The 17385-nt window shown below is 32.0% G+C and carries 13 protein-coding genes; 1 reads left to right on the top strand and 12 read right to left on the bottom strand.

Annotation, left to right across the window (positions count from 1 at the left end):
• Nucleotides 1-13: 13 nt before the first annotated feature.
• The 6 genes from D1815_RS06310 to hsdR are packed head-to-tail and all read right to left on the bottom strand — an operon-like array spanning nt 14 to nt 9672.
• On the bottom strand, nt 14-1885 hold the full coding sequence (locus D1815_RS06310) for an ATP-binding protein (RefSeq protein WP_118386352.1): 1872 nt from the start codon (nt 1883-1885) through the stop codon (nt 14-16).
• Between the two features lie 21 nt (nt 1886-1906).
• On the bottom strand, nt 1907-2710 hold the full coding sequence (locus tag D1815_RS06315) for a hypothetical protein (protein ID WP_118386353.1): 804 nt from the start codon (nt 2708-2710) through the stop codon (nt 1907-1909).
• Nucleotides 2710-4302 (bottom strand): AAA family ATPase, encoded by a 1593-nt coding sequence (locus tag D1815_RS06320; protein WP_118386354.1) that lies wholly within the window; start codon nt 4300-4302, stop codon nt 2710-2712. Before D1815_RS06320 ends, D1815_RS06315 begins: the two co-directional genes overlap by 1 nt.
• Nucleotides 4299-5882: a restriction endonuclease subunit S gene (locus D1815_RS06325; RefSeq protein WP_118386355.1), complete on the bottom strand. Its 1584-nt coding sequence runs from the start codon at nt 5880-5882 to the stop codon at nt 4299-4301. Before D1815_RS06325 ends, D1815_RS06320 begins: the two co-directional genes overlap by 4 nt.
• Nucleotides 5879-7300, bottom strand: a complete 1422-nt coding sequence (locus tag D1815_RS06330) for an N-6 DNA methylase (protein ID WP_118386356.1) — start codon at nt 7298-7300, stop codon at nt 5879-5881. The genes D1815_RS06325 and D1815_RS06330 overlap by 4 nt, the downstream gene beginning before the upstream one ends.
• The gene (gene hsdR / locus D1815_RS06335) at nt 7300-9672 is read right to left on the bottom strand and encodes an EcoAI/FtnUII family type I restriction enzme subunit R (protein WP_118386357.1); all 2373 of its coding nucleotides are present in this window, start codon (nt 9670-9672) and stop codon (nt 7300-7302) included. The genes D1815_RS06330 and hsdR overlap by 1 nt, the downstream gene beginning before the upstream one ends.
• A 189-nt stretch (nt 9673-9861) precedes the next feature.
• Here hsdR and D1815_RS06340 point away from each other — a divergent pair, with 189 nt between their 5' ends.
• The gene (locus D1815_RS06340; protein ID WP_118386358.1) at nt 9862-11346 is read left to right on the top strand and encodes a hypothetical protein; all 1485 of its coding nucleotides are present in this window, start codon (nt 9862-9864) and stop codon (nt 11344-11346) included.
• Between the two features lie 232 nt (nt 11347-11578).
• Here the strand turns inward: D1815_RS06340 and D1815_RS06345 are convergent, their stop codons facing one another.
• From D1815_RS06345 to D1815_RS06370, 6 genes are all read right to left on the bottom strand, one after another.
• Nucleotides 11579-12097: a hypothetical protein gene (locus D1815_RS06345; RefSeq protein WP_118386359.1), complete on the bottom strand. Its 519-nt coding sequence runs from the start codon at nt 12095-12097 to the stop codon at nt 11579-11581.
• Nucleotides 12098-12857: 760 nt separating this feature from the next.
• Nucleotides 12858-13148: a GIY-YIG nuclease family protein gene (locus D1815_RS06350; protein ID WP_118386360.1), complete on the bottom strand. Its 291-nt coding sequence runs from the start codon at nt 13146-13148 to the stop codon at nt 12858-12860.
• 357 nt (nt 13149-13505) lie between these two features.
• Complete coding sequence (locus tag D1815_RS06355) at nt 13506-14672, bottom strand: hypothetical protein (protein ID WP_118386361.1); 1167 nt, start codon at nt 14670-14672, stop codon at nt 13506-13508.
• 157 nt (nt 14673-14829) lie between these two features.
• Nucleotides 14830-15945 carry a DUF1266 domain-containing protein gene (locus D1815_RS06360; protein WP_118386362.1) on the bottom strand — a complete coding sequence of 372 codons (1116 nt, stop codon included), beginning with the start codon at nt 15943-15945 and terminating at the stop codon, nt 14830-14832.
• A 7-nt stretch (nt 15946-15952) separates the two neighbouring features.
• Nucleotides 15953-16693 (bottom strand): hypothetical protein, encoded by a 741-nt coding sequence (locus D1815_RS06365; RefSeq protein WP_118386363.1) that lies wholly within the window; start codon nt 16691-16693, stop codon nt 15953-15955.
• Between the two features lie 165 nt (nt 16694-16858).
• Nucleotides 16859-17206, bottom strand: a complete 348-nt coding sequence (locus D1815_RS06370) for a hypothetical protein (protein ID WP_118386364.1) — start codon at nt 17204-17206, stop codon at nt 16859-16861.
• Nucleotides 17207-17385 lie beyond the last annotated feature (179 nt).

A 17385-nucleotide genomic window follows, 5' to 3' on the forward strand; every position in this document is an offset into this window, starting at 1 on the left:
CATTATAAATACCTTAAACTTTGGTTAAAATCAAATCAAACATAGGTTTCAATATTTCAAAATGTTCTTTTTCTAACACAGGAATAATGTCTTGTGCAAATTCCATTTTTGCTGAATCACTTATTTCAATTATCTGTGCACCTCCAACACTGTTTTTGGTATTGAATTTCTCTTTTGTATCGTCAGAATAAAAAAGATGTTCCATTTCTACTTTTGATTCATGCTTATATGTCTCTTTGGTTGCTTCAACTTTTATAACTTGTCTTTTAATTTCATCCTTTTCAGGAATTGGTATTAAAAAAGCATAAGAATTTTTATTTGTAACCTTTTTGCAAATTCCTTTAAATGGGTCATTTTCTATTAAAACACCATCTGTTTTTAAAGAATTCCAATGATTATAGGCTTCATCAAAATCGAACAATCCAAAAATGGGTTTTCCATTCATTTCTGATTGAAATTTATCACTTGTCAATATTTTCCTGAGATATTCACAACCAAAACCAAAACTAATATCAAAAGGGATTTCGATATCGTATAACTTATTCCAAGCTTCATATAAAACAATAGGGTCCGAAAAGCCTTCAGTAAATAAGATTGGTTTATCTTGACTATGCGTGTGCATAATACTTAATATCTGTTTGTCATAATTGACTTTAAATAACTGACTTGATAATTGATTAACAGCAAAGTTTTTACCTACTTTATGGCAGTTTAAATTGTTTTCATGAAATCTGAATAGGTTTACTCTTTTTTCTTGGTCACCAACTAATGTCACAGCACTATGACTACTCATTAAAACATGATTTGTTTTTGCAGATTTATCACTAATGTCATAAACCTGATTTAAAAATTTATGTTGCCATTCTGGATGCAAAAAAGAATCGGGTTCGTCTAAAAGTGTAATGCAGTTTTTATCTTTAAATAACTCTGTAAGTGCATAGATATAAATAGACTGAAACTGACCATCACTAAATTGGTCTATATTAATTTCCTTTCCTGAAGTTAGCGTAACATTGATTTTAATATCATCTAAATAACCAATGGTTTTTAAATTGTCAAATGCTATAAATAATTCAAGTGGAGTATAGTTGTTAAATGATTCTTGAAAATGAGTAAAACCTCTGAAAAGAATATACTCATCTTCATTTATTTTACCTTCATTTCTAATGTCAAATTGAGTTGCGTTTTTACCGACTTCCCAAATTTGATTTAGTAATGATTTAAAATAACCTTCTGGCGACCAAAAACGTTTATCATTATCAAATTCATCAAACTCAAATTTACCTTTATCGCTTGCGTATTCAGGTCTTTTAAAATCTATTCTTATTTCATTGCCAATAGAAGCAATACCTAATTTGTCTTTTATGAAAGTCTTTGCTTTATTGGTGTCTTCTTGCAAAAGAAGAGCACTCAATAATAAAGATTTGTATTGGGCGTCAATTCCTGTAAAACGTCTGGTAACTTCACTTAGCAGGTTTATATTCTTTCTTTTATTATCTAAAAGCGATTTATGTTTTTCGTTAGACGTATATAAAAGATTCCCTATGGTTTTGTTATGACCAGAATAATACACTAAAATATTCTCAGGTAGTTTGGTTTTATCAGGCGCAATATCTTGTTTTTCTTGATCTATCCATTTAATATCTTTCCATTCTAAGTAAATAGTTTCCTCATCAATTTCATAGTTGATAGCATAGTTGAAGGTTATTGGATAATCTTCTTCAGACAAGTGTTTAAATATTTCTAAAATGGCTTCAAAAAAGTTAGATTTTCCTGTACCATTTTTACCAACAAAAACTTCTAAAAAACTAATGCCATCTAAAGCAACGTTAAAGTTTGATAAATTTTTATACGTTCCTTTAATGTGTATTTCTTTTAAGCGCATTTTGTAATATTTAATTTGTATTTATGCGGCTCTTAAAAGAATATTATCTACCCATTCTAATCCAGCACTTTTCATACAAAATTGTACGGCAGAAGCATATTCTGAAGTAGAAGAAGCTAACGCTAGTAATTGTTTCATTTTTTCTTGTATAACTCCCTTTCTTACTATACAAAAGTTTTTATCTTGTTTGAGAACAAGTTTATTTGTTTGTTTGATGAGAATCGAAGTCTTGAAGAATTTATCCTTACGAGTTTCTTTCATTTCTAATTTATTCAAATTCATTCTTCGTATAGTATATTCTGCCTGAATATAATTTCTTTCTGCAGGAATAGTAGATTTTGGTGTAACCATACCTTCATTAGTAAACGCTAACTTTGTTGGATCTTCAATTTCAGTAGGGTCTAAAAAACGAATGTCCTCTATTTCTAAAGAATCATTAGGAGTATTTGCTTTATTAGCATTTACATGGAAATAATCTCTTTTCCTAATATTTTCTACAGGTGCAGAATACCTGAAATTTGTCCACTCAAAAGCTAACCACCAATAACCTCCTTTGTCTTTTCCTTCTTCATCTAACGCTCTTCCTTTTGGTCTAAAATGATCGATATGACAATGTGCGCTATCATTTTTAGAATCGGAATACCAACACTTATTGTGATTTAGGTCTTTTAAATGACTTTTTAATTCAGACCATAAACCTTTATTTTTTTCAATAATAGTTTGTCTGTCTTCTTCTTTTGCATTTAATAATTCTGCAGTTATATCATCTGCTCTTTCTATCCAATCTTGCTTCGGGGGATTATCTTCTAAATTAATATACCTCATTATTGGTCATCAAATAGTTCGTTTAATATTTCTAATGCTATTTTATTTTGCTTCTCTCTATCTTCTTTAGATATTTTTTCTTCTTGAAATTCTTCACGTTGACTAATGGCAGTTATGAATCGTTGATACATTGGGTCTCTATCAGTAGTATTAATTCCAATATTACTTAGCTTTATGAATAACTCATTAAGTTCGTTAGTCTCATCATCACTAAGCCCTGTATTTTCTTTTTTGGTTACTAAACGATTCCTGGTATTTAAATCTTCTAAAGTATCCTCATCCAAAGTACTTGGTAAATTAAAAAAATCACTTGTTAAAATACCAGCAACTCCTAATCCTTTAGGGTCAAAGTCTGGTTCAAAGGTTTCTACTTGTTGATATTCTTTTCCTTCCACATCCGTTTTCTTAACTGATTGAAATATTCTTATTTCTTCTTTAGTTAAACCTCCAATTACAAGTGGATCATGTGTGGTCATTAAAATTTGACTAGTTTCTTCTTTACCTGAATATTTTTCTAATAAGTTCATGTACTTCCATTTCCATAATGGGTTCAAATGGGTATCTGGTTCATCTAAAAGAATTAAGGACTCCTCTTCTTTCGTGAAACGTAATAATCCAATTACAGTAAGCAATTGTTGCTCTCCTTCCGACAACTCCTTAAAGGTAATATCTCCATGTACATTTTCCTTCTTTACTTTTACACGTACTTCCTGTATTAAATCAGAGATGTAAGTGCTTTCTAAACTCTTGAAAAACTCGGCATTGGTTAAGTATTTACTAGCAATCTTTTCTAGTTTTTCTTGATTTGAGATATATAAGTATAATTGCTCTTGTTTGTGACTTCTTCTAAAATCTTCTCTTACTGTATCTTCATGAACAATTGGTGCCATGGCAGATTCAAACAGCTCATCCAAGAACTCACGAACTACACCTTTCGCTTTCCAAAAATCTAAAGCTTCTGTTTTACTTCCTGCCCAAACGGGTTTTTTTAAAACAAACAAAACAGATTCTAAGCCAACAATACCTAAAAATTCTTTTAGAAATTCGCTTGCCTTTTTATCTGAAAACGCATAAAAAGCCATTAACACAAAAAAACTGTGAATTTGACGAGCATAAAACAATGGTCTTGGTGGTGCATCAACTCCTTTTATCAATTCATCATAAAATCGTTTTTGATGTTTGTCAAAATGTTCCAATAATCGATTGCTGATACCTGAATAGTAAGAAAATACATATTTGGGTAGGTAATTTGATTTATTCTTTTTTATTAAAGTCTTAGAGATTGGTTTTAAGTCATAAGCAATAGTATCTTTCAGTTTTATACCTTTATAAAACTGAAATTTTCCTTTTGTGTTTTTACCACCTTCAACTTTTAATATATTGTCTTTGCATTGATATTCAATTATATAGTTAAATGTAGTTTCTTCTTCCAAATCTAAGTCTCTAAAAATTATTACTAGAGCTTCTAATAAATTGGATTTACCAGCAGCATTTTGACCAAGAAATACAGTACTCATGTATTCCTCATTAAGGTCAATTGAGAAATCTCTTAGGTTTTTAAACTCTTCTATGTAGATTTTATCTATTCTCATACTAGTTCTAAATACCCTTTTTCGTTTACAACTTCTTTAATGGCTTTTTCTTCTTCTATTTGCTTTTTTAATTCTGCATAAAAAGCATCTATATTATTTGGAAATTTAGACATTTTCCAAAGGTCTTCTGCATGAAGCTTACCGTTTTCTTTTAATAGTTTAACTAAATCCATAAGTAAGGTTTTACTATTGTATTTGATTTCTCTTGAAGGCTTTTTTATTTCCTTTTTAGCTGTTGTTTTATTTACTAAAACATTATTCTCTTCTCCTAATAACTCACTCAATACCGATTGCATTAACTTTTCTGCATTGGTTTTACTGGCTTTTATCTCTTGTTCTAGCTTATCACAATTAGCTAGAAGTTGATTCACTTTTTCAACTATTGCATTTTGTTCTTCTAAAGGAGGTATCGGAATTGGAAACTTCTTTAATTTAGATGATTTAAGACCTTTAGCAGCAGAACCTGTTTGATTATCAAATACTATTTTTTGAAATTGATTTGATAATATTAAATAAAAGAAAAAAGATGTGTTTATTGAATCTAAATACGGCTGAAAACAAATAGTTCTTTGTGCTAAAGCAAAATCAAAATTCAAGTCAATTATTGCAGCAAATCCCATAGTGTGACCTTCTGTTACAAAAAGGATATCTCCTTTTTTAGGAAAACCTCTTGTCATCCATTTTTTATAGAATTCATCATCTACATATTCAATTGGGTTATTTTGAATATAACCAAACCTTATATTTTTGGCGGTAATTAATCTCTTGCCTTTATGCGACTTTTGTGGTGTCTTTCCTCTATAGTCGATAAAGCTAAATACATCATATAGTTTTGCAGTTGACCAGAATCCAGATAAAGTCCAGTTACAATTGTCTTTAATTATTGTGTCCTTTGAATTATCTCTTCTTATTTTCTTTTCTTTAATAAGTTGCTCTTTTTCTGCTTTTACTTTTTTGAGTAACTCACTTGCAGGTTCTGCTTTTGGGTTTTTCTCACGCCATTCCTTAGTTAATTTACCTTGAACAGCGTCTTGTAAAATAGATTGGCGGAGTTTGGTTAAGTTTTCTTCTTGTGATAGTATTTCGTTTACTAATTCTTGATTATTAGCTTCTGCCTTTTCAATCTCCTCTAATACTTTTTTCTGTTCTTCTTTAGAAGGCAGAAAAATATCTAAATCATAAATTTTTTTTGGATGAATTCGTTTAGAGCCAACCCCTTTGGCTAAAGTTTCAAGTTTTAAATAAAAATCACCTTTTTTAAAGAAATAAAAAATCCATTCAGGATAACAAGATTCATCTATATCAAATGCTGGGATATCTAAACTAGATTCAAAGCCATCTAATTCCTCAGGCACAATACCAAAAGCACCTTTATGTAAATTCTGCTTTCCATATACAAATTGCCCTGCTTTTCTCGTATAGTATTTTGTAGCTCCTTTTTTATCTCTAGTAATAGGTCTTTTTTCTATTCCTAGAACATTTAGTTTTACTCTAAGACGTTTATCTGTATTTGGCTTTTCTGAAACAACTTTAGATTCAGTTAAAAGTGTTCCTAACTTTACTTTTTTCCAATCTTTCATAAAAGAGCTTTTTTAATTTCAGCTAATAGCTTAACACTTTTATCAAATGAGGTGTCAATTTTTACTAAAAGTTCTTCTGTAGTAAATACCTTTTCAGCCTCCAGAACATGAGAATTCTTTATATCAAGATTAAAACTTCTCTCTTTAATTTCTTTTAATGATACTTTCCAAGCAAACTCATTTTCTTCACGGTCTTCCCACCAAGTCTTAATGTCATCAAAATGTTTAATGTCTACTGGTCTTGATCTACTAAAATTCTTTATTCCTTCAGGATAAGGCATTTCATAATACCAAGTTTCTTTGGTAGGTGTTCCTTTTTCAAAAAACAATAAATTGGTTTTAATTCCTGTGTATGGATTAAAAACACCATTTGGTAATCGGACAATGGTGTGCAAATTACATTTGGTTAATAGTTCTTCTTTAATTCTAGTTTTTACACCTTCACCAAACAAAGTACCATCAGGTAATACAACACCAGCACGCCCTTTTTTCTTTAACACTTTTATTATCAAGGCTAAGAACAAATCGGCTGTTTCTTTCGTTTGAAACTTTTTGGGAAAGTTCTTTTCTGTACCATCTTCTTCTGTCCCTCCAAAAGGTGGATTAGATAACACTATATTTACTTGGTCTTTTACTCCATAGTCACTATACGATTTGGTCAGCATATTGCCTCTAGTAACCGCAGGTTGATCAAAACCATGTAACATTAAGTTGGTAGTACATAATAAATGAGGTAAAGGTTTTTTCTCTACACCTCTAATAGAATCTTGTAATGTTTGAGTAGCTTTTGGGTTGTCTATTTGCTTTCTAACATGGTCTATGGAACAGGTTAAGAAGCCACCAGTACCACTAGCAGGATCTAAAACACTTTCACCCAATTGTGGGTTTACCATATCTACAATAAATTGTGTTACCGCTCTTGGGGTATAATATTCACCAGAAGAACCTGCAGATTGTAGTTCTTTTAGTATGGTTTCGTATATATCATTAAAAGTATGTCTGTCTTCACTACTGTTAAAATCTATTTTATCAATCTCATTAATTACTTGACGGAATAGCGTACCGTTCTTCATGTAATTATAAGTATCTTCAAAAACTGCTTTAATGATTTTTGCTTGCTCTGTTTTAGTGGTATCAATGTCTTTTAACGCAGGAAATAATTCTGAATTGATAAACTCCATTAATTCTTCACCTGTTTTTCCCTCATCATCTGCTGCCCAACTATCCCACTTAAATTTATCTGCGATAGGACTTTTATAATTGTCTAAAGTGTACTCCCATTCTTCCTCTTTGTCTGCAAAAATTTTCATGAACAGCATCCAAACCATTTGTGAAATACGTTGTGCATCTCCATCTACACCAGCATCTTTACGCATGATGTCTCTAATAGATTTTATTATTGTTGTTATGTTACTCATTAAGCTATATTGTCTTTATATAATTCGTTTTCTAATTCTTTTACTGCTTTTTCAAAATCTTTTGGCTTTCCAAAAGCTCTTAAAATCTCCATTGGTAATCCTATTTGGTTTAAAGGTTTAATTTTAATAACTCCTTTATCTTCAATAGCTGAAACACCTTCGTTTTCATACTTAGAAAGTAAACCTTCAATTATTTTTTGTGCTGTTTCTCCATATTTGGCAAAATAGTTTCTTTTTCTAACATTGTCCGCTCTTTCCTTTCTAGTTAATGGTGGTTTATCAAAAGCAATATGACAGATTAAATCAAAGACATCTAAATCTTTACCAACTTCTTCTTTTAAAGCATCTACTAAAATACCATGTTCTGCTAATTCACTATATAATTCTTCTTTCTTTTCTGAACTATTCCATTTCTGAATAAAATGGTCTAAGGACGTATATTCATTTAAAATATTTTTTCTAGTATAATCTTTTAAAGATTCAGTTATTAATTTACCATCTGCGCCATAATATTGAACTCTCTCATTAGCTACGCTTACAGGAATATCTTTAATGTAATACTTTCTTGGTTCATCTTCGTCTGTATCAATTGAGACATCAGGATCTATAAAAGCATCCTCTTGAATTGATTCTTCTCCTTCTAAAATTTCAATGTATTCATTAACTGGAGGCACGACATCATCTTCTTCTGTAATAGGTTCATAAATTTGAACTGGGTTACCATCAAATTCTGGGTCGGCAAATAAATTAGTTGCTTTTCTAAAATCCATAATAGTAAAAAACACTTTTCCGTCTGCTTCTCTTATTCGTGTTCCTCTACCAATGATTTGCTTAAACTCTGTCATAGAACCAATATTAGTATCTAAAACAATTAGTTTTACCATTTTTGTATCAATACCAGTAGTTAGCATTTTAGAAGTTGTAGCTATAGTTGGTATTTGTTCTTCTACATCTGTAAAGTTTCCTAATTCCATTTTACCAACTTCATCATCTCCTGTAATTTTCACTACATAATTTGGATGCTTAGCAACTAAGTCAGCATTTTCATTTATTAATGCTTGTCGCATTCTATTAGCATGGTCAATATCTACACAAAAGACAATGGTTATAGCAAAACGATCTGTAGCTTTTAGGTATTCAGTTATTTTTTTCGCAACCAATTTAGTACGTTCATCTATTGCTAAATTTCTGTCATAATCTTTTAGATTATAAATTCTATCTAGAATTTCATTACCATATTTGTCTAGCATCCCTTTTGTAGGACGCCAACCCTCATCAATAGTTGTAGAAATTCTAACTACTTTGTAAGGAGCAAGAAAGCCGTCTGCAATTCCTTGTTTTAATGAATAGGTATACACAGGCTCTCCAAAATATTCCATATTAGAAACATCTTTGGTTTCTTTAGGTGTAGCTGTTAAACCAATTTGCGTAGCAGATGAGAAATAATCTAGAACATCTCTCCAAGCAGAAGCTTCAGAAGCACTTCCTCTGTGGCACTCATCAATTACGACTAAGTCGAAAAAGTCTTTACTAAATTCTTTGTAAGCATTTTTTGATTCGTCATTACTTGTTAATCCTTGATATAATGCGAAATATATTTGATATGATTTATCAATTTTTCTGTTTTTGATAATGTGCATAATATCATTACCAAAAGGGGAGAAATCTCCATTTTTAGTTTGTTCTAACAGCGCTGTTCTATCAGCTAAAAACAGAATACGTTTTTTGATTTTGGCTCTATATAATCTCCAAATAATATTAAAAGCGGTATAGGTTTTACCTGTACCAGTTGCCATTACCAGAATAATACGATTTTGACCTTTAGCAATAGCTTCTATAGTTCTATTGATTGCATTCTGCTGATAATACCTTGGAGTCATATCACTTTCGTCTGAAAAGTAATCTTGCTCAACAATTTTCTTTGCGGTATCTGAAGTTAATTCTTCTTTATTCAGGTATTTATTCCATAATTCATCAGGTGATGGAAATTCATCTAAGTCTATTTCTTTTTCAATTTCACCTTCTGTTTTAGTTCTGTCATGGAAAACAAAAGAATCTCCATTAGAAGTAAAAACAAAAGGTATTTGTAACATTTCAGCATATTCTAACCCTTGTTGCATTCCAGCACCAACTGATTTTTTATTGTCCTTTGCTTCAATTATGGCTATAGGAACATTTGGTTGAAAATATAGAATATAATCTGCTCTTTTTCGTTTTCCCCTTGCATACAATTTTCCTTGAACAATTATTCTACCATCTGTAAAGGAAACTTCTTCGCGGACTTGTGTTCGCATATTCCAACCTGATTTTTGAAGAGCTGGATTGATGAATTTAGTACAAATATCACGTTCAGTAAGGTTCTTTTTATTCAAAGTTGGTTTATTAAATCTGGGGTAAGATTAGTATTTCTTCAAATATAAAAATAAAATTAATTCCTCAATATACCTAGCATTGGGTATATCTAAAATAAAAAAATACATATAGCTTTACAAACAACAAAATGTATTACAATTTAAAGTTATATAATCATCTAATACTAACCAAAATTTAATCTGTTACTTATGAAATCTTTTTACTTTATCTTATCTTTTAGTTTTATCACCTTCTTTAGTTTTGGACAAAGCCCCCCCACTATTAAGACCAAAAACTTGGTGTCTGACAAAACATTTAGTAAGATATCTTTTGAAGATTTAAACTTTTTAGTAGTTGGAGATAACACACCACAACAAGGCCTTGTTTTTGAACTAAAAGATAATAATTCCATTATAAAAGCAAGTGGTTTGCTCAAAAATGATTCTAAATTCATAGCTACTGTAGATGGAGAATTTTCGGTAGATAGTGGAGTCTATTTTTTTGATGAAGGAAATGGAAGTAAAAACTCTAAGTTTACTATTAATTTTTATAAGCTCTTTAGACCCTCTAGAAAATTTAATGGCCTGAGAACTTCTACTGGTGACTATAAAGCAAAAGCAGAGAGAGTCTATATTCAAAATTACTTAGCTAAGAGAAAACTACTTAGAGAAACTTTTTCTAAATACAAAAAATTAAAAGAAAAGCTACAAAGTCTCAATATTGATGTTACAGATGCTATTGACACTAATACCAAGAAAACAACATTAGAAAATAGATACCTAGTAAAATTTGATATTGATCCGGCATACACATTAAAAGAAATGGATATTACCAATAATGATGTGATTAAAAAATTAGATATAGATCTGGGAAAACAAAAGCCAATTGATCAAAAGGATTTTAGTGCAGATCAAAAAATTGACATTGAAAAATTAATTAGTGAATTTGAATCTACTCAAAAATTTCTTAAAGACAGTATCGAATTAAAGTTACAAGGAATAGAAAAAAGAGTAACAAAAGACCTTTGGACCTCTAAATCCTTATGGTTTGCATCTTTCTCTCCATTTTATCAAAGAGAAAACTTTACTATTTATCAACCAAATAGTTCTATACAAGATTTTAGCAAACAATTTGATGAAATATTTGGAGATGTTTATGGAGCAACGTTAAGTCTTAACTATTACACAAAATCTAATATTACATGGTGGAAAAACCTATATGCTAAAGGCGCAATATCTATATCGAGAAATTCTAATCGTAGTTCTTTTAGAAATAGGAATATCAGATTTACAGAAGCCACTGGAGATTCTATTAACGGAAACCCGATAACTCTGCTCAGTACAAGAGATGCATATGTTGGTGATAAAAAATATCAATATGGTACTTCATCAGATTTTAGTTTTGAGGCGTATTGGCTTCCCAAATACGGTAATTGGCCAGTTGGTTTATTTGGTAATGTCGGCTATTCTTATACTAATTTTCCTAGTGGTGAGGATATAGAAGATATAGAAGTAGGTCGCATGCGTTTAGGGCTTCTAGTAAATCTAAAAGCAAAAGATAAGACAAAGAATATTTTAACTTTTCAAGCATTTCTAGATAGAAGTAATCTTAGCTTAGATCCAAAAGGGGAAGATAAAGATTTGCGTTTCGGATTTAAAATTGGTTTACCTATAAATATTAAATCTAGTTTATAGTTTAACAAAAGAACACAAAAACACCCCCAACTGTTGTTTCCAACAATTGAGGGTGTTTGGGTTATTTACTTCTAGGCTCTCACCCTTCGACTCCGCTTACCCTTCGGCTCCGCTCAGGGTTCGCACTCCAAAGGTTGAGGCTCTCGAAACCCGATTCGTCACCCTTCGAGAACCTCAGGGTTCGCTAAAATTCACCCTCGGATTACGTCTGGAGACTGAGGCTCTCGAAGTCTCATTCCGCACTACCATCCGTACCCTGATCGGTTTGATCTGGCATGTCCTCTTCTGTGGTACTAGGGCTATTCGCAAATCGTTCTTTTAATCTGCTATGCAATGCCTCTGCTCCTGCTACACCGCTACTAGCTGCAACACCAAACATCTTATAGGCTAATAAAGAAGTGCTATAGGCTTCGGAACCAGCCAAGATTCGCGTATCGTTTACCTTTTCTGATAATTCTGCTAACTCTAATGCTAATACCTTTAACTCATTGTATAACGCATAATCTTTATCTACCTCTTCTACATTGATAAAATTGGGTAGAATATCTCCATTCTGCCGCATACTATCTAGTGTATCTTCTACAAAGATTTTGTTACTACGATTGATCTTAGGGAGCGTCCTACGCTCGTCTTTAGTCAATCCTGTTAAAAATGGTAACAGTGTATTGATTTCCTCAATTCTGTTTTTTACTTCTGTGATCGCTGCTGGATCTACGGTTACCGATAATCGGTTGTTTAATACATTACTCATACTTCATTTGTTTTTTAACCCGGATTCTTTAATACTTAGTTATAATGAAAATTGATTTAACCCTCTTTTCATTTTCTTTGCTCACCCAAAGAAAACGAAACAAAAGAAAGGGTGCTTTTTCAAGGTATTTTTTAGCTTTGCTAAAAACCAGATTTGTTTTACTAAAATCTTTCCAAGGCTTCAAGATTTTTTAACGTAAAACAAATCCTATACTGGTGAAAAAGATTTCAAAGCCCTGCTTTGCAACGTCTATTATATACGATTGATTAAATCTTATGATATTCTAGACAAACAATAAACCTTAACCAAAACTATTATATCCAGATTGAGTTTAACATTCATTTGAGGTGATGTATGGTCAATTACAATACCGATAATTTCAATATTTTATGTTTTTATTGATAATATTTCGTTAAAATTTAATTTTAATTGATTACTAATTAACATTTTACGCAAAAAGTTGCCAATACACCAACTCCATAAAATCACTACTGACATACTGACCTCTATATAAAATATTACATTACAGGGGTTTACAAACGCTTTCTTTATATCTGGATACGTTTTTGATTTTATTTTTTACAATTACTCATTCGATGGATACTGACAGTGCTATTGGCAAAGGATTGGGGTATACTGGTGTTGTGTCACCCTTCGACACTTCACCCTTCGACTCCGCTCAGGGTTCGCACTCCGAGGGTTGTACTTCGACAAGCTCAGCATCCGCGGAGTCGAAATCCGGTGACTTCGAGAGCCTCAGTCACCTAATATCACGATAGGCAATGGACAATCCCGGTAACGTATCCAATTCTCCCCGTATTAACGCTTCCTTTTTTGCTCTGCTCCATCCTTGTACTTGTTTCTCTCGATAGAATGCCGTATCGATTCTGTCATATTGTTCGTAGTATAATAACCTAACCGGTAATCGTTTTTTTGTATGATTAGCTCCTTCTCCATTTTGGTGTTGCTGCAATCTTCTATCTAAATCTTTTGTACTTCCTGTATAGTAACTGCCGTCACTACATTCTAATATGTACATATATCCTTTCATCCTTATGATAGTAAAGTATTCATATTACTATGTGTCAGTAGTAAAGCAATTGTTACCCTATGATTTCACCCTTGGGCACTTCACCCTTCGAGTAACCTCAGGGTTCGGGAGTATTCTCATCCCCGAGGGTTGAGGCACTCGAAACCCGGTTCATCTGGAATCACCCTTCGACTACCACTTCGACAGGCTCAGTGTGACAGCTCAGGGTTCGATTGTATTCGAGGGCTGTACTTCGACAAGCTCAGCATCCTCATCATAGAAGCCCGGAAAATCACCCTTCGGCTACCACTTCGTCACCCTTCGAGAGCCTCAGGGTTCGAAAATAGTTAAGGATTCGAGAATAGCTAGAGTACAAAATTATAATGAAGATTTAGGTTTATCTACTTTAGGATACCAGACATCTAATAGCGGAAAAGACCCTTTGATATAATATTGATATGCATCCACTTCGTAGAATTCTGATAATATACTTGGGATATTATCTTGACTATCTACCTTAAAATATGCTTCATTGGGTGTTTTTATCCAAGTATCAATATAAAAAGTTTCTGCATTAAAAAATTCTAGATAAATATATATTTCCTCTGTATGTTTGCCTCTAATCAGAGTAAAACCATCTATTAATGCATCGAGATACGCTTTTTTTGATGCTAAGCTGTCGTCTTCTTTAAATTGCAAAGTTTTTACTAATAACAACAACTTATTGTTATTCTTTTTAAGAATATAGGTATTTAGAGAATCTGTTTCGACATCTAAATATGCCTTCATATGTTTTTCGAACTCTTTTATTTCTGGATTCTTTGGATAGTACCTATAATTCGTATTTAACTCCTGTGTTTGTCTATATATCAAACTACGAACAGCGTCTTTTTCGAATTCCTTAGTGCCATAAATTAGATTATGTAGCGCTGTTGGATAATGCTCGGATAATAGTTCATAGTATGCTCGATCAATTTTATCCAGATAATAAAAATAGGTTGAAAATTTCGGGTTACCTCTTGATGAATACATAAAAACACTGTCTGTCTTCGAAGTGTGATTTAGGATATCCCCATAGGCCATATTAAGTAATTCTAAATACTCCGATATTTTACTTTGCGTAGCATATGGTTTAGCAACTTTTCGTAAAGTATCCCCTACTGTATATATTTTTGATAGATACGTTTCGTTTGTTGTATAATGTTGGATATAAACATCTTCTTCAAATCGATCCCAAAATCGTATTATATCATTGTGTTTCCTAGGAAACTCTGACACTGTATACTTGGAATGTTCTATAGTATCTCTGTTATGCGCTGTGGTTATTTTCGCATACAAAGTGCTCCAATCTCTTGCCAAATACTTTAGTTTAGCATACTCATAGTCAAAATCCTTAATAACATCTTTTTTCGCTTTATATGTAATATCTCTAGCTTCCTTTTTATCGTCATATCTTGATTTTAATACTATAAAACTTGTAAATAGTACCATAATACAAGTTATGATTACTAAAACCTGAAATGCTTTTTTCCCTATATCTGACATTTTTATATATAATCTGATGTTAATGTACTACTATGGCACTCCTTCCCTTTTGGCTACTAATTAGATAAGCTAAGTTAACAGCTCAGAGTTTACTTATAAAAGAACTAAGTGTGGTCTAAATCCAGTATATTCATTATCCACATTGTCCTAATCCATACTACTCACTTTCCTCTGTTTTGCGAAACCCGATAGTGGTTTTCTGTTGGTTGTTTACCTCCGAAAGATGTGTTTCGAAATTGGTCTTCATATTTTCTGGTAGCCTTACAGATTCTGGTTGTGTCCACGCTAAATTATTTGCGGGCCAATCACATTTTTCTTTAAAATAGGTCCATTTCTGTAATCGATCCGTGCAAGCTTCAAAATTATTACTCCAAAAAGCATGTCCTACCCGATAATTGTCATAATAATCTTCATGACTATCAAATAGATAATAAATAAGCTCCGATGCTTTTAGTATATTTTTCCAAGCTTCGTCTTCCGTAATATAACCTGCCATAAATGCCCATCGACTCATCGGTATAACTCTAAACAAATCAAATCCCCAAATCAACTTCTTAGGCTTATTATTAATTACTACACCACATTTTTCTATATACATAGGATCTACTTTGGTAAGTCCAGAGATTTGATTAATCATATCATTTGCGGAGTCCGAAGCAATATCCTGCGCAAACCACTTAGAGTGCATCCCATCAAATAAGCGAGCTATCATCTCATGATATTGTTCTTTATTAAGTACTCCCCAATCTTCATTAAGATATTGTTGGTATAAGATATCATACTGTATATCAAATGTCTGCGGCTTAAATTTTTGTTCTCCTAACCGAATATTACACGGAAAAACTTCTAAAGTTTCTGACCAACCTCCGCCATAAAACATATGTACTAAATTGAGTCTAATTGCTTTTTTTTGGTCTATATTCAATGGAACTACATTCCCAAGCTTATAATAGGTTTGCTGTTCTTTTATTGCTAATTTTCGTTGCTTATTTAGAAAAGAAACTATAAAAAATAAGGAGATAATTACACCAATAACTATAGCGAGAAACTGAGGTTCTATTAAAGAATTTAAAGGCATCCCATTTCCATTAGAAGGATTCCCAAAAACTTCGTACAATCCCATTCCTATTACCAACGTAAAAAACAACGTTGCGGTTCCTAAGATCGATAACCCAACTTTGGCATTCTGCTCTAAGTTTTGATACGCTTGTAAAAAAGTACTGTTTTTTGGTGGATTTATGCGACTTAATGGTGTATTTTGTTGTATTTCCATAAGCTGCTTACTCTGCTGTGATTTTATAATTCTTTGTTTTATTACTGATCACTTGGGATTCGAATCTCCAACGCTTGTCTGCTGATATAAGTGAAATTTTTTGAGCTCGCTTATCTGCTTTAAATTTTCCTTTTATCTGTGTATTAGAAAAATTACTATGATCTGCTTCTAAGGTATCAAAGGTAAGCGCTCCTACTTCTTCACCCGTAACATACGTACAGGTGCTATCTATAGGATTTACAGCTATTACTTTAATCCAACCATGAGCTAAAAAAGGCGTCTTCTTTTCATCTAAAGTCTGATTAATAAATCCATAGTATTTATCTCCTTTATTAGGTAAAGACACAAACTCTTCTATATTCATTTTTGCTTGTGGATTACTAAACATAAATAAGTAAAAAACCAGTGCTAACGCACCAATGACTCCAATAATAGCAGTAGAGAATATAATTTTACCAAATGTCGAATATGTTTTTCCTGCATCGACAATTGGATATTGTTTAGCATAATCCGCAGCTGCTTTTTTCATTTGCTGCGTCCACTTTTTTTTAGAAATCTCGGTTCGATCTGTAGTTGTATAAAAAGCAATTACGGGTTTCTTCTGGATGTTTTGAACCAAGCCTGTATTTATAACCTTTTTATGCAAGCGAACTTCCATCATCACTTCCATATTGGTATATGGGGATATAAATTGGCTCTTGAGTGTTTGATAATGTTCTAAATGCTCACTGATAGTAAGAATAGGCATAATGTGCGTTGTTAGTTTGTACATCTCAAAATAACCACGGATTCAGATCAAAATCAACCCTGAAAACCACCGTTTAACTAAGGAAGATTTCTTTGTTTTATGTAATGCATGAGAAACATAATATTAATTGTTGATTTTGTGTAATCTCATTAACAGAATAAAAAATCAATGAGTAGGAATCAACACCAACCATACTCTAGAAATAGAAGAAATCATCTTACTAACTATAGAATGTGTTTTTCTGGTATCAATTACAGGATATTCTTTAGTGTAGGCATCAACTGCTTTTATCATTTGTTCTGTCCAATACCTTTTAGGGATCTCTGTCTGATCTGTGGTAGTATGAAACGTAATGATTGGCTGTTTTAATGTTTTTTCACCAAAACCTTTGTGTGTCATCTTTTTATGCATACGTACTTCCAGTAAAACTTCTTTTTTGTTATAAGGTGAAACAAATTGAGTTTTTAAAGTTTTATAGGGTACTACATATTCTTTGAGCCTTGATTTTTTCATACTTTGGGGGTATTATAGGTTCTTAATATCAAAGGAAACAATTCTATAAGATAAAACCACCCCTGAAAACCACTGTTTTCCATTTTACACTAGCAAATTTCCCCGAAAATTATTACCAATAAAAGACTTTTTGCGAATAAGATGTGTTTTCTTTATCCGTTTGGATGTTATTCTGAAGA

The sequence above is a fragment of the Aquimarina sp. AD1 genome (assembly GCF_003443695.1).
Taxonomy (GTDB): domain Bacteria; phylum Bacteroidota; class Bacteroidia; order Flavobacteriales; family Flavobacteriaceae; genus Aquimarina; species Aquimarina latercula.